General features: G+C 66.9%; 14 protein-coding genes and 1 tRNA gene. 1 reads left to right on the plus strand and 14 read right to left on the minus strand.

Features of this window, described 5'->3' with window-relative positions:
• Positions 1-40 precede the first annotated feature (40 nt).
• The 12 genes from nuoK to MKK63_RS25565 form a co-directional block, all read right to left on the minus strand.
• On the minus strand, positions 41-346 hold the full coding sequence (gene nuoK / locus MKK63_RS25510; protein WP_043351891.1) for an NADH-quinone oxidoreductase subunit NuoK: 306 nt from the start codon (positions 344-346) through the stop codon (positions 41-43).
• A 22-nt stretch (positions 347-368) separates the two neighbouring features.
• Positions 369-989: an NADH-quinone oxidoreductase subunit J gene (locus MKK63_RS25515; RefSeq protein ID WP_244006622.1), complete on the minus strand. Its 621-nt coding sequence runs from the start codon at positions 987-989 to the stop codon at positions 369-371.
• 119 nt (positions 990-1,108) lie between these two features.
• Complete coding sequence (nuoI, locus tag MKK63_RS25520) at positions 1,109-1,597, minus strand: NADH-quinone oxidoreductase subunit NuoI (protein WP_091715437.1); 489 nt, start codon at positions 1,595-1,597, stop codon at positions 1,109-1,111.
• A 28-nt stretch (positions 1,598-1,625) separates the two neighbouring features.
• Positions 1,626-2,648, minus strand: coding sequence for an NADH-quinone oxidoreductase subunit NuoH (gene nuoH, locus MKK63_RS25525; RefSeq protein ID WP_243927213.1), 1,023 nt, complete (start codon positions 2,646-2,648; stop codon positions 1,626-1,628).
• 12 nt (positions 2,649-2,660) lie between these two features.
• Positions 2,661-4,742, minus strand: a complete 2,082-nt coding sequence (nuoG, locus tag MKK63_RS25530) for an NADH-quinone oxidoreductase subunit NuoG (RefSeq protein ID WP_244006625.1) — start codon at positions 4,740-4,742, stop codon at positions 2,661-2,663.
• 10 nt (positions 4,743-4,752) lie between these two features.
• Positions 4,753-4,962, minus strand: coding sequence for a hypothetical protein (locus tag MKK63_RS25535; protein WP_244006627.1), 210 nt, complete (start codon positions 4,960-4,962; stop codon positions 4,753-4,755).
• Between the two features lie 4 nt (positions 4,963-4,966).
• Positions 4,967-6,268: an NADH-quinone oxidoreductase subunit NuoF gene (gene nuoF, locus MKK63_RS25540; protein ID WP_244006629.1), complete on the minus strand. Its 1,302-nt coding sequence runs from the start codon at positions 6,266-6,268 to the stop codon at positions 4,967-4,969.
• A 9-nt stretch (positions 6,269-6,277) separates the two neighbouring features.
• Positions 6,278-7,651, minus strand: a complete 1,374-nt coding sequence (gene nuoE, locus MKK63_RS25545; RefSeq protein ID WP_244006630.1) for an NADH-quinone oxidoreductase subunit NuoE — start codon at positions 7,649-7,651, stop codon at positions 6,278-6,280.
• 10 nt (positions 7,652-7,661) lie between these two features.
• Positions 7,662-8,852: an NADH-quinone oxidoreductase subunit D gene (locus tag MKK63_RS25550; RefSeq protein WP_244006631.1), complete on the minus strand. Its 1,191-nt coding sequence runs from the start codon at positions 8,850-8,852 to the stop codon at positions 7,662-7,664.
• A gap of 16 nt (positions 8,853-8,868) precedes the next feature.
• Positions 8,869-9,519, minus strand: coding sequence for an NADH-quinone oxidoreductase subunit C (locus MKK63_RS25555; protein WP_244006632.1), 651 nt, complete (start codon positions 9,517-9,519; stop codon positions 8,869-8,871).
• Positions 9,520-9,528: 9 nt separating this feature from the next.
• Positions 9,529-10,128, minus strand: a complete 600-nt coding sequence (locus MKK63_RS25560; protein WP_007560753.1) for a NuoB/complex I 20 kDa subunit family protein — start codon at positions 10,126-10,128, stop codon at positions 9,529-9,531.
• A 41-nt stretch (positions 10,129-10,169) separates the two neighbouring features.
• Positions 10,170-10,535 carry an NADH-quinone oxidoreductase subunit A gene (locus MKK63_RS25565; protein ID WP_244006633.1) on the minus strand — a complete coding sequence of 122 codons (366 nt, stop codon included), beginning with the start codon at positions 10,533-10,535 and terminating at the stop codon, positions 10,170-10,172.
• A 326-nt stretch (positions 10,536-10,861) separates the two neighbouring features.
• On the opposite strand from MKK63_RS25565, the gene MKK63_RS25570 reads away from it, so the two are divergent.
• Positions 10,862-10,938, plus strand: a tRNA-Asp gene (locus MKK63_RS25570).
• 111 nt (positions 10,939-11,049) lie between these two features.
• On the opposite strand, the gene MKK63_RS25575 is transcribed toward MKK63_RS25570, so the two are convergent.
• Both MKK63_RS25575 and MKK63_RS25580 read right to left on the minus strand, forming a co-directional pair.
• A complete protein-coding gene (locus tag MKK63_RS25575; RefSeq protein WP_244006634.1) occupies positions 11,050-11,949 on the minus strand; it encodes an EamA family transporter in 900 nt (299 codons plus the stop codon).
• Positions 11,950-12,081: 132 nt separating this feature from the next.
• Positions 12,082-12,894 (minus strand): IS5 family transposase, encoded by an 813-nt coding sequence (locus tag MKK63_RS25580; RefSeq protein ID WP_244006635.1) that lies wholly within the window; start codon positions 12,892-12,894, stop codon positions 12,082-12,084.
• Positions 12,895-12,984 lie beyond the last annotated feature (90 nt).

Consider the following 12,984-nt stretch of genomic DNA (forward strand, 5'->3'; position numbering starts at 1 on the left):
GGCATCCGGATGTGAATCGGGGCGGCGGGGAAGGAGGCCCTTAGCCCTTCATCATGCTCACGTCCTCCACCGCGATGGAGCCGCGGTTGCGGAAGAACACCACCAGGATGGCGAGGCCGATCGCCGACTCGGCGGCCGCGACCGTCAGCACGAACAGGGCGAAGACCTGTCCGGTGATGTCGTTCAGCTGCGTCGAGAAGGCGACGAGGTTGATATTGACCGAGAGCAGGATCAGCTCGATCGACATCAGGATGACGATGATGTTCTTGCGGTTGATGAAGATGCCGAGCACACCGAGTGTGAACAGGATCGCCGCGACGGTGAGGTAGTGACTCAGGCCGATCATCGTTCGAATCTCCGCGCAGACATCAGACCTCGACACCCTGGCGCGACGGGACCTTGCGGGTCTCCACCGCCATGGCTTGGGTGCGGGCGTTCTGGACCGCGATGTCCTGGCGCTTGACGCCCGGCCGGTCGCGCAGCGTGAGCACGATCGCGCCGATCATGGCGACCAGCAGGATCAGGCCGGCGAGCTGGAAGAAGTAGGCGTAGTCCGTGTAGATCACCCGGCCCAGCGCTTGGGCATTGGTGAGGTTCTCGGCCGAAGCGACGTTGCTGAGCGGCGCCTGGACGAGGCCCGGATCGATGCTCCACGAACCCACCACGAGCAGCAGCTCGACCAGGAAGATCGCGCCGATCAGGGCGCCGACCGGCAGGTATTGCTGGAAGCCCTGGCGCAGCTCGGCGAAGTCCACGTCGAGCATCATCACCACGAACAGGAACAGCACCGCGACCGCGCCGACGTAGACGACCACGAGGATCATCGCCAGGAACTCGGCGCCCATCAGGACGAACAGGCCAGCGGCATTCACAAAGGCGAGGATCAGGAACAGCACCGAGGCCACGGGATTGCGCGAGGCGATCACCATGAAGCCCGACGCGACCGTGATGCTCGCGAACAGATAGAAGAAGGCGGCTGCTGCGGTCATGCGCTGGTCGGGATCGGCCGCCGGAGCGGCCCCTTCTGCCGTGCGTGGAGACGGTCCGCAGCGGGCGGGCCGTCTATAGAACCCGGTCGGCGGGGGCACAACAGCGCCCCCGGCATGAGTCAGCGATAAGGCGCGTCCATCGCGATGTTGCGGGCGATTTCGCGCTCCCAACGGTCGCCGTTCAGAAGAAGCTTCGCCTTGTCGTAGAGAAGCTCCTCACGGGTCTCCACCGAGAATTCGAAGTTCGGCCCCTCGACGATGGCGTCCACCGGGCAGGCCTCCTGGCACATGCCGCAATAGATGCACTTTACCATGTCGATGTCGTAGCGAGTCGTTCGGCGGGTGCCGTCGTTGCGGCGCGGGCCCGCCTCGATGGTGATGGCTTGGGCCGGGCAGATCGCCTCGCAGAGCTTGCAGGCGATGCAGCGCTCCTCGCCGTTGGGATACCGACGGAGCGCGTGCTCCCCCCGGAAGCGGGGCCCGCGATGGCCCATCTCGAAGGGGTAGTTGATCGTGGCCTTCGGCTTGAAGAAGTAGCGCATGCCGAGGATCATCCCCGACACGAATTCCTTCAGCAGAAGGCTTTTTGCGACCTGATCGAGCTTCATGCCCGGATCTCCGATTCGGCGAGTGGGCTTAGGCGCCCGGCGCGAGGCCGGTGAGCTTGAGCACGAAGGCGACGACGACGACCGAGACCAGCGAGATCGGCAGAAAAACCTTCCAGCCGAGGCGCATGAGCTGATCGTAGCGGTAGCGCGGCACGATGGATTTCACCATCGCGAACAAGAAGAACAGGAAGCTGGCCTTCAGGGTGAACCAGATCACACCGGGCACCCAGGTGAAGGGCGCGAACGGGATCGGCGAGAGCCAGCCACCCAAGAACAGGATCGTCCCCAGCGCGCACATGCTCATGATCGCGACGTACTCGCCAAGCATGAACAGCAGGTACGGGGTCGAGGAATACTCGACCATGTAGCCGGCCACGAGCTCCGATTCGGCCTCTGGCAGATCGAAGGGCGGGCGGTTGGTCTCGGCCAGCGCCGAGATGAAGAACACCACGAACATCGGGAACAGCCACAGCCAGTACCAGCCGAACAGGCCGAGGCTTGTATCCTGCGCCATCACGATCCGCGACAGGTTGAGCGAGCCGGCGCAGAGCAGCACGCAGATGATCACGAAGCCGAGCGAGACCTCGTAGGAAATCATCTGCGCCGCCGACCGGAGCGCGCCCAGGAAGGCGTATTTCGAGTTCGAGGCCCAGCCGCCCATGATGACGCCGTAGACGCCCAAGCTGGAGATCGCGAAGATGTAGGTGATGCCGACATTGAGGTCGGCGATCGCCCAGCCGTCGGCGAGCGGGATCACCGCCCAGCTCGACAAGGCGAGCATCGCGAAGACCAGCGGCGCCAGCAGGTAGATCGCCTTGTTGGCGCCCGCCGGGATGACCGGCTCTTTGAGCACGAACTTGAGCAGATCGGCGAAGGACTGGAACAGGCCGAACGGCCCGACCACGTTCGGCCCACGCCGGAGCTGCACCGCCGCCCAGATCTTCCGGTCGGCGAGCAGCGCGTAGGCGATGAAAACGAGCAGCGCCGAGAGCAGCACGAAGCTCTTCAGCACGATCAGGAGCACGGTCCCGAGGATTTCGAGCGACGTCATCGGTCTTGGCTCCTACTCGGCCGCCGCCAGGGGCCGCGCCTCGGCGGCGCGCTCCCGGGCGATGCGCGAGCACTCCGCGAGGATCTGCGAGGCGCGGGTGATCGGGTTGGTCAGGTAGAAGTCGGTCACCGGCGATGCGAAGGCCGGCCCGCTGGCATCGCCGCCCAGGCCCGAGAGACGGTCGACCGCCTCGGTGACGGTGCCGGGCTCCACCGCACCGACTGCCGCGAAATGCGGGTGGGCGGCGTAGAGCGCCCGGCGCAAAGCGGTCAGCGAATCGAACGGCAGGCGTTTGCCCAGCACGTCCGACAGGGCGCGCAGGATCGCCCAATCCTCGCGGGCATCGCCCGGCGGGAAGGCGGCGCGGTTGCCCATCTGGACCCGGCCTTCGGTGTTCACCCAGGTCGCCGACTTCTCGCTATAGGCGGCCCCCGGCAGGATGATGTCGGCACGTAAGGCGCCGCGGTCGCCGTGGCTGCCCTGGTAGATCACGAAGGCGCCCGGAGCCACGTCGCGCTCGTCGGCGCCGAGGTTGAACAGCACGTCCAGCGCACCCGGCTCCAGCATCTGCGCAAAGGTCAGGCCGCCCTCCCCCGGCACGAAGCCAAGATCGAGCGCGCCGACCCGGGCCGCCGCCGTATGCAGCACGCCGAAGCCGTTCCACTCGGCTGAGACCGCGCCGATATCCTTCGCGAGGGTAGCGGCCGCCTTCAGCACGCCCGGCGCGGCATTCGCGCCGACGATCACGAGCGGTGCCTTCGCTTCCTGGAGGATCTCGAGGAAACTGTGCTCGCCCCGCGCGAGCGCGGTCAGCGAATCGGGGCCGGCGCCGATATAGTGGCTTGGATAGGTCAGATCGACCGGCTCGCCGATCACACCCACCGCCAGTGGCGCCATGCGCCAGCGCTTGCGGATGCGCACGTTGAGCAACGAGGCCTCGGTCCGCGGGTTGGCTCCGACGATCAGGATCGCGTCGGCGGCCTCGATGCCGGGAATCGTCGGGTTGAAGATGTACGAGGCGCGGCCCAGCGCCGGGTCGAGGCCGGCATCGGTCTGGCGTCCATCGAGGTTCGGCGAACCGAGGCTTCGGATCAGCTCGCGGAGCGCAAACATCTCCTCGACGCCCGCGAGGTCGCCGACCACCGCGCCGATGCGCTTCGGATCCGCGCCCTTCACCTTGGCGGCGATGGCCTGGAACGCCTCACCCCAGGAAGCGGGCCTCAGCCGGCCGTTCTCACGCAGGTACGGGCGGTCGAGGCGCTGCATCCGCAGCCCGTCGATGTGGTAGCGGGTCTTGTCGGAGATCCACTCCTCGTTGATCTCCTCGCTGACCCGCGGCTCGATCTGCATGACTTCGCGGCCGCGGGTGTCGATGCGGATCGATGAGCCGACCGCGTCCATCACGTCGACCGATTCGGTCTTGTTCAGCTCCCACGGCCGCACGTTGTAGCTCTGTGGCCGGTGCACCAGCGCGCCCACCGGGCAGAGGTCGGCGACATTGCCCTGGAGCTCCGAGGCCATCGACTGCTCGAGGTAGCTGGTGATTTCCATATCCTCGCCGCGGCCGATAGCGCCGAGGTCGGGCACGCCCGCCACTTCGGCGAGGAAGCGCACGCAGCGGGTGCAGTGGATGCAGCGGTTCATCGCGGTCCGCACCAGCGGGCCGATATGCTTCTCCTCGACCGCCCGCTTGTTCTCCTGATAGCGGGTTGAATCGACCCCGTAGGCCATCGCCTGATCCTGGAGGTCGCAATGGCCGCCCTGGTCGCAGATCGGGCAATCGAGCGGGTGGTTGATGAGGAGGAACTCCATCACCCCTTCCCGGGCCTTCTTGGTCAGGCCGGAGCGGGTCAGAATCTCCGGTGGCTCGCCGTTCGGGCCGGGGCGGCAATCCTTCACCGCGTAGGCGCAGCTCGCGACCGGCTTCGGCGCACCCTTCAGCTCGACCAAGCACATCCGGCAATTGCCGGCGATCGACAGCCGCTCGTGGAAGCAGAAGCGCGGGATCTCGGCGCCCGCGGCCTCGCAGGCCTGGAGCAGCGTGTATTCGGCGGGGACGTCGACCTCGGTGCCGTCGACGAGGAGTTTTGTCATCGGTGCAATCTCAGTGCGGGGCATCGGCGAGATCGAGACGTCGCCCAATCCGCTCGATGCGAAGCTCGACCCTGTCGATCCGCCGGTGGACGCCAGCCAGATTCTTTTCGACCGCTGCCATGCGGCCCTTCAATTCACGGACATCGTCGCTAAGGCGATCGACCTTCTCGTCGATCCGCCGCAGGTATACGAGCATCAGGTTGTCAGGCTGGCTCATCATCGGATCACTCCGCGGCCATCGGCACAGGCTCGCTGTGCGGGTTCGCGGTGTAGCGGTCGATGCGCTTCTCGATCTCGGGGCGGAAGTGCTTGATCAGGCCCTGGATCGGCCAAGCTGCGGCGTCGCCGAGCGCGCAGATCGTATGCCCCTCGATCTGCTTGGTAACCTCGAACAGCATGTCGATCTCGCGCTTCTGGGCGCGGCCCTCGGTCATGCGCTGCATCACCCGCCACATCCAGCCGGTGCCCTCCCGGCAAGGCGTGCACTGGCCGCAGGATTCGTGCTTGTAGAAATACGAGATCCGCGTGATCGCCGCGACAATATCGGTGGACTTGTCGAGCACGATCACCGCCGCCGTGCCGAGGCCGGAGCCGAGGTTGCGGAGAGTGTCGAAATCCATCTTGGCGTCGACGATCTGCTCGGCCGGCACCAGCGGCACCGACGAGCCGCCCGGGATCGAGCACAACAGGTTGTCCCAGCCGCCGCGCATACCGCCGCAATGGCGGTCGATGAGCTCGCGGAAAGTGATGCCTAGCTCCTCCTCGACGTTGCAGGGCTTGTTGACGTGCCCCGAGACGCAGAACAGCTTGGTGCCGGTGTTGTTCTTGCCGCCAAGCCCCGCAAACCATGCGCCGCCCCGGCGCAGGATCGTGCCGGCCACCGCGATCGACTCGACGTTGTTCACGGTCGTGGGGCAGCCATAGAGGCCCATATTGGCCGGGAACGGCGGCTTCAGCCGCGGCATCCCCTTCTTGCCCTCCAAACTCTCGATCAGCGCCGTCTCTTCGCCGCAGATATAGGCGCCAGCGCCGTGGTGGACGTAGATGTCGAAGGGGTAGTCGTGCATGTTCGACTGGCCAACGAGCCGTGCCGCATAGGCCTCATCCACGGCCTTCTGGAGCGCGTGCTTCTCGGCGACGTACTCCCCGCGGATGTAGATGTAGCAGGCATGCGCCGCCATCGCGAAGCAGGCCAGCATGCAGCCCTCGATCAGGAGATGCGGATCGTGCCGCATGATCTCCCGGTCCTTGCAGGTGCCCGGCTCCGATTCGTCGGCGTTGACCACGAGGTAGTGCGGGCGCCCGTCCGACTTCTTGGGCATGAACGACCACTTGAGGCCGGTGGGAAAGCCTGCGCCGCCGCGGCCACGCAGGCCCGACGCCTTCATCTCGTCGATGATCCAGTCGCGGCCCTGCTCCAGAAGGAACTTGGTCCCGTCCCAGGCGCCACGCTTCTTGGCGGCGTCCAGCCCCGGCGACTGCAACCCGTAGAGGTTGGTAAAGATACGATCCTGATCCGACAGCATGTCAGGTCCTCACTGAGCCGGCGCGGCCAGCGCCTTGGCCTGCCCGACCCAGTCCTCCCGGTCGATGCGACCCGGGAACGCGAGGTAGGTGCCGACCCAGGTGATTTCGTCGCGGCTCCAGGCGGCGATCTGGTCGAAATGGTAGATGCCGAGCCCGTTCAGGCGCTGGCTGTTGCCGGAGTCGATGCCCTCGATGCGCGTCAGGTCGTCCGGCTTCCCGGCGCGGGCGGCGTCCAGCGCCATCGGGCGCTTGCCCACGACGTCGGCCTTCTGCTCGGGCGTCGCATTTTCTGGCAGGGCCGCCAATGCACCGGTGACCCGCGCTTCCTCGGCTTCGGCCGCCACCTCGGCATCGCTCGCGCCGGAGGCTTCCGGCTGCTGAGGAACTGCATCGCGCGCCGGCACATCCTGGTTGCCCTGGTCACCGGCGGCGGGTTCGCCCTCGGCGACGCGCTTAGCTGGCGAGTCGAGCACGTCCGCATCACCCTGGCGGGCTGCGCCGGCCTTGGCGGTCGACCGGCCGCGCTCGGCCGCATCGGCACGATCCGCGGGCTTGACCGGCGTCTCGCCGTTCGCGGCCCGCTGGGCCGGTGCGTCGCTGGCAGTCCGTTCGACCGCACGGCCGGCATCGGGCCGGGCCGGCTTCGGGTTGGTCGCGGCCTGCTGCGCGCTGGCCGCCGCCTCGCCGGTGTTCAGGGTTGCGCCGGCTGCCGGCTCCTCGGCCTTGCCGGCCTCCTCGAAGCGCTTGCGCCACGCGCCGACGCGCGAACCGTCGAACAGGCTCGGGTCGGTGAGCGTGTTCACGGCGCCCTGGGGCTCGGACGAGACGCGCCCGGTCTGCGAGCCGACCTTCACGGGCCGGCCCGCGGCGAGGTCGTCCATCAGCTGGCCGAGCGATTCTGGCGTCAGGTCCTCGAAATAATCCTGGTTGATCTGCACCATCGGTGCGTTGCAGCACGCGCCCAGGCACTCGACTTCGAGCCAGGAGAAGTTGCCGTCCGCCGAGACGTGGCCGGGGGCCCCGAGCCGGTCGTGAAGCATCTCCTTCAGCCCGCGCGCGCCGCAGGAATCGCACGGCACCGTGCCGCAGACCTGGATCCAGAACCGACCAACCGGTTCCAGGGCGAACATCGTGTAGAAGGTCGCGACCTCCAGCACGCGGATGTTCGGCATGCCGAGCTCGGCCGCCACCGCCTCGATGGCGGCACGCGGCAGCCAGCCGCCGTTCTGCTCCTGCGCCTTCCATAGGAGCGAGATCACCGCGGAGGCCTGACGGCCCTCGGGGTACTTGGCGATCTGGGTCTTCGCCCACGCGGCGTTCTCGGGCGAGAACGCGAAGGTTTGGGGCTGCTCGGAGGCGGGGGCGAGTCTGCGGTTGGCCATCGCTTGTGTCTTACCGATCCACTTCGCCGAAGACGATGTCGAGCGTGCCGAGCACACACGACACGTCGGCGAGAAGGTGCCCACGGCACATCCAGTCCATCGCCTGAAGATGTGCGAAGCCCGGCGCGCGGATCTTGCAGCGATACGGCTTGTTGGTCCCGTCCGACACGAGATAGACGCCGAACTCACCCTTCGGCGCCTCGACGGCGGCGTAGACCTCGCCCTCGGGGACGTGAAACCCCTCGGTGTAGAGCTTGAAGTGGTGGATGAGCGCCTCCATCGAGCGCTTCATCTCCCGGCGCGGCGGCGGCGCGAACTTGCCGTCGATCGAGGCGATCGGGCCCTGGCCGGCGGGCTCGCGCAGTTTGGCGATGCACTGTTTCATGATGCGCACCGATTCGCGCATCTCCTCCATGCGGATCACTTGGCGATCATAGGTGTCGCCGTTCTTCCCCACGGGGATGTCGAACTCCATCTCGTCGTAGCACTCGTAGGGCTGCGCCTTGCGCAGGTCCCACGGGATGCCGGAGCCGCGCACCATCACGCCGGAAAAACCCCACTGCATCGCCTCGTCGACCGACACGATGCCGATGTCGACGTTGCGCTGCTTGAAGATGCGGTTGGCCATGACGAGGTCGTCGAGGTCCTGAACGACCTGCAGGAACGGGTCGCAGAACGCGTCGATGTCGTCGATCAGCTTTGGCGGCAGGTCCTGGTGGACGCCGCCGGGCCGGAAGTAATTGGCGTGGAGCCGGGCGCCGGAGGCCCGCTCGTAGAAGATCATCAGCTTCTCGCGCTCCTCGAAGCCCCAGAGCGGGGGCGTGAGGGCGCCGACATCCATCGCCTGCGTGGTGACGTTGAGGAGATGCGACAGGAGACGGCCGATCTCACAGAACAGCACGCGAATCAGCTGCGCACGCCGCGGCACCTCGATCCCGGCGAGCTTCTCGATCGCGAGGCAGAAGGCATGCTCCTGATTCATCGGCGACACGTAGTCGAGCCGGTCGAAATAAGGCGTCGCCTGCAGGTAGGTCTTGTACTCGATCAGCTTCTCGGTGCCGCGGTGGAGCAGGCCGATATGCGGATCGACGCGCTCGACCACCTCGCCGTCCAGTTCCAGCACGAGGCGCAGCACGCCGTGCGCCGCCGGATGCTGCGGCCCGAAGTTGATCGCGAAGTTTCGGATATTGTGTTCTGTCACGAACAGTCTCCGCGGATCAAACCGACGTCTTCTTCTCGTCGCCCGGAAGCACGTAGTCAGTGCCTTCCCACGGGGACAGGAAGTCGAAGTTACGGAACTCTTGGGTGAGCTTCACCGGCTCGTACACGACCCGCGCCTGATCCTGATCGTAGCGGACCTCGACGAAGCCGGTCAGCGGAAAATCCTTGCGCAACGGGTGCCCCTCGAAGCCGTAATCGGTGAGCAGGCGGCGCAGGTCGGGATGGCCCGAGAACAGGATCCCGTAGAGGTCGTAGGTCTCGCGCTCGTACCAGTTGGCGGCCGGGAACACTTCGATCACCGAGGGGACCGGCGTCACCTCGTCGGTCTGCACCTTCAGTCGGATGCGCAGGTTATGGCGCAGCGACAGCAAGTGATAGACCACGTCGAAGCGTTTCTCGCGCTGCGGATAGTCTACGCCGCAAATGTCGATGAAGTTGCGGAACGCGCAGGCCGGATCGTCGCGCAAGTAGGTCAGCACGTAGACGATGTCGGAGGCTTGGACCACCAGGGTCAGCTCGCCGAACGTGATAGTGTGCGCCACCACCGCCGGGCCCAGGGCGCCGACGACCCGCTCGGCCATGGCCGAAATCGCGTCCGCGCCGTAGACCGGCTGGGTGTGGGGCAGGATCGAGATGCCGTTGGTCATGGCCGCCCCTCAGCGCTCGATCGTGCCGGTGCGGCGGATCTTCTTCTGGAGAAGCAGCACGCCGTAGAGCAGTGCCTCGGCGGTGGGCGGGCAGCCGGGCACGTAGATGTCCACCGGCACCACCCGGTCGCAGCCGCGCACCACCGAGTACGAGTAGTGGTAGTAGCCGCCGCCATTGGCGCAGGAGCCCATGGAGATGACGTAGCGCGGCTCCGGCATCTGGTCGTAGACCTTGCGCAGCGCCGGGGCCATCTTGTTGGTCAGCGTGCCGGCGACGATCATCACATCGGACTGGCGGGGCGAGCCGCGGGGCGCGAAGCCGAAGCGCTCGCAATCGTAGCGCGGCATCGACATCTGCATCATCTCGACCGCGCAGCAGGCGAGACCGAAGGTCATCCACATCAGCGAGCCGGTGCGGGCCCAGTTGATCAGCTCGTCCGTGGTGGTGAGCAGGAAGCCGCGGTCGGCCAGCTCGTCGCTGATCGACAGGAAGGTCGGATCATCCGCGCCAATCGGCCGGCCGGTGTTGGGATCGATGATCCCTTTCGGCTGGGGCGCGACCGCGGGAGCGCGGGACAGGCTGTGGGTCGTGTCGGTGATCAGGGCCATCGGCGACTCGGAATGGGGTGCGGGTAGGCGGCTGTCGCGTATCAATCCCATTCGAGGGCGCCCTTGCGCCACTCGTAGACGAAACCGACGGTCAGCACGCCGAGGAAGACCATCATCGACCAGAAGCCGAACCAGCCCAGATCCCCGAATGTGATCGCCCACGGGAACAGGAACGCGACCTCAAGATCGAAGATGATGAACAGGATCGCGACGAGGTAGAACCGCACGTCGAACTTCATGCGGGCGTCGTCGAAGGCGTTGAACCCGCACTCGTAGGCCGAGAGCTTCTCCGGATCCGGGTTCTTGTACGCGACGAGGAACGGCACGACCAGCAGAGCCGTGGCGATGAACAGTGCCACGCCGATGAACACGATGAGCGGCAGGTAATCCGCCAACAATCCGGTCATGCCAGGGCCTCGCGAGACAAGGAAAACCGCGGTGCAACGCCGACACCGGATTCGCCCGTGGAATTGTTCTTATGCCAAGATGCGCGCGGCCGGAGGCTTAGTCGAGCCGCCGGCCCGTGACAATGGCTTGTCGCGTCGCACAAAGCGCGCTGTCAGTCCTCTCAGAGATGGGCATGGGCGGCATGCCTGCAACACGACGGAAGCGCGCAGGTCCGTTCGCGCGCCGATGCACGAAACCGGGGTTGATGCGCTTGACAGCCCCCCGGCCGCCCCATAAACCCCGCCCCGTCGCCAGGCGAAACGCCCCTTCGAAGCGACCACGCCGTGCGGGCGTAGCTCAGTTGGTTAGAGTGCCGGCCTGTCACGCCGGAGGTCGCGGGTTCGAGCCCCGTCGCCCGCGCCACGTCTTTTTCCCCGTTGAATACGCGAGTAGACCGATCCGCGCGGGAGATGCGCTGGTTGCCGTCTGCGGCAATCGTTCGTGCACTCTACCGGCGGACGCGCAGGGCGGTCGTCACGCGGCCCTCGGCGCCTCTACCGTGGAGGGATGTGCCCGGCTTGCGGGCCGGGCTCCGCGGAGACTCAGCGCAATGCCCGCCAGAATCAGGCTGCCGCCGGCCACGATGCTGGCGCTGACCGGTTCGCCCAGGACGAAATGCGTGCTCAGGATCCCCGCCACCGGCACCAGGAGCGCGAAGGGCGTCACGGTGGCTGCGGGATAGCGCGTCAGGAGCCCGCTCCAGAGCCCGAAGGCCAGGAGCGTCGTCGGATAGGCTTGGAACGCGACCGAGCCAATCGCCGCCCAGCTTGGACGCGCCAAGGCCGCGAAGGCGGCCGGTCCCTCCACGATCAGCGACAGGGCCAGGAGCGGCGGCGTGGTGGCGAGGCTGCTCCAGACCATCAGCGCCAGCATATCGACGCGGCCGATTCGCTTCACGATGATGTTGGCGCTGGCCCAGCCCAAGGCCGCGCCGACCACCATCAGCAGCGGCCCGAGCGGAGCGTCGCCGCCCCGCTCAAGCGCAACGGCGGCGACGCCGAGGAGCGCGACCACGCCGCCTAGGACCTGAAGGATGCGTGGGTGCTCGCCCAGCACGGCCCAGGCGAGCGCCACGGTGAACGGCACCTGGGTCTGGATCAGCAGCGAGGACAGGCCGGCCGGCATTCCGAGCCGGATCCCGGTCATCAGCAGCCCGAACTGGCCGACGCCGAGGGCCAAGCCGAACGCCGTGACCAAAAGGGCGGGCGCGTGGGGCGGCCGGATCACCAACACCGCCGGCACCGCCGCGAAGGCGAAGCGCAGGCTGCAGAGCGTCAGCGGCGGGACGGTTTCCAACCCGGCCTTGATGGCCACGAAGGCCAGCCCGAGGATCGTGACGACGAGGAGGGCGGCCAGCACGTCACGCAGCGTCATGGGCGGATCCTACGACCTCGTCCGCCCGATCACCACCGGCGCGTCGCCCGGGCAGATCGGCGCTCGTCGCGGCGGCCATTCAACAGGTCGATGGCATCGCCGATCCCCGGCCCTAAGAGTCCGTCCGAGAAGTCAGGTTGATCGGGCGAGGCGCCTGACGAGGATCATGACGGCTGCGGCGTAGAGGAAGGCTCTGGCGGAGGCGAGGGTCGCTTCCGGATCCTTCCAGAGGCGTCGGTTGCGGCTGATCCAGGCGAAGAACCTCTCAACGACCCACCGGCGTGGATGAACAGCAAAGCCAACCTGATCCGGCGGCTTGCGCACGATCTCGACGGCGATGATCGTCGCGCTCGCTGGCTTGTCGCCGGCATAGCCGGCGTCGGCGAAGGCCTTGGTAATGAACGGGAAGGTCCGGCGCGACAGACGCAGCACCGGAACGGCTCCGTCCCGGTCCTGCACGTCGGCAGGTTGCGGATCGAGGACGAGCGCACGCCCGTCCGTGTCGACCAGCGCTTGGCGCTTGCGGCCTTTGACCTTCTTGCCAGCGTCGTAGCCGCGTGGTCCGCCGCTCTCCATCGTTTTAACGGTCTGGCTGTCGAGCACTGCTGCAGACGGCGAGGCTTCCCGCCCGACACGCTCGCGATCGGCCATGACGAGGTGGTGGTTGATCCGGCCGAACAGCCCTGTGTCGCGCCAGCGGCTGAAGTAGCCGAAGGTGGTCGAGCGCGGCGGCAGATCCTTGGGGATGAGCCGCCATGCGATGCCGCCGCGCAGAACGTAGAAGATCGCGTTCAGGATCTCCCGAGGCGTCCAGATCGGAGGTCGTCCGCGCGGCTCAGGCCTCGGCATCAACGGCGCGATCACCGCCCACTCGGCATCGGTCAGGTCGGTTTCATAGCGTAGGCCCGCGCGGCTATGCTGCCGCCGGGTGGTCGGGGTCCACATGGCAGGTCCAGGTCAGGCTTCAGCACCCCCCTGGAATCATCGCCATCCCGGCCACTCAACCCCGCCTCAGACCCTTATCGGACGGGCTCT

Origin of the sequence: Methylobacterium sp. J-088, from assembly GCF_022829295.1 — a bacterium.
Lineage (GTDB): Bacteria > Pseudomonadota > Alphaproteobacteria > Rhizobiales > Beijerinckiaceae > Methylobacterium.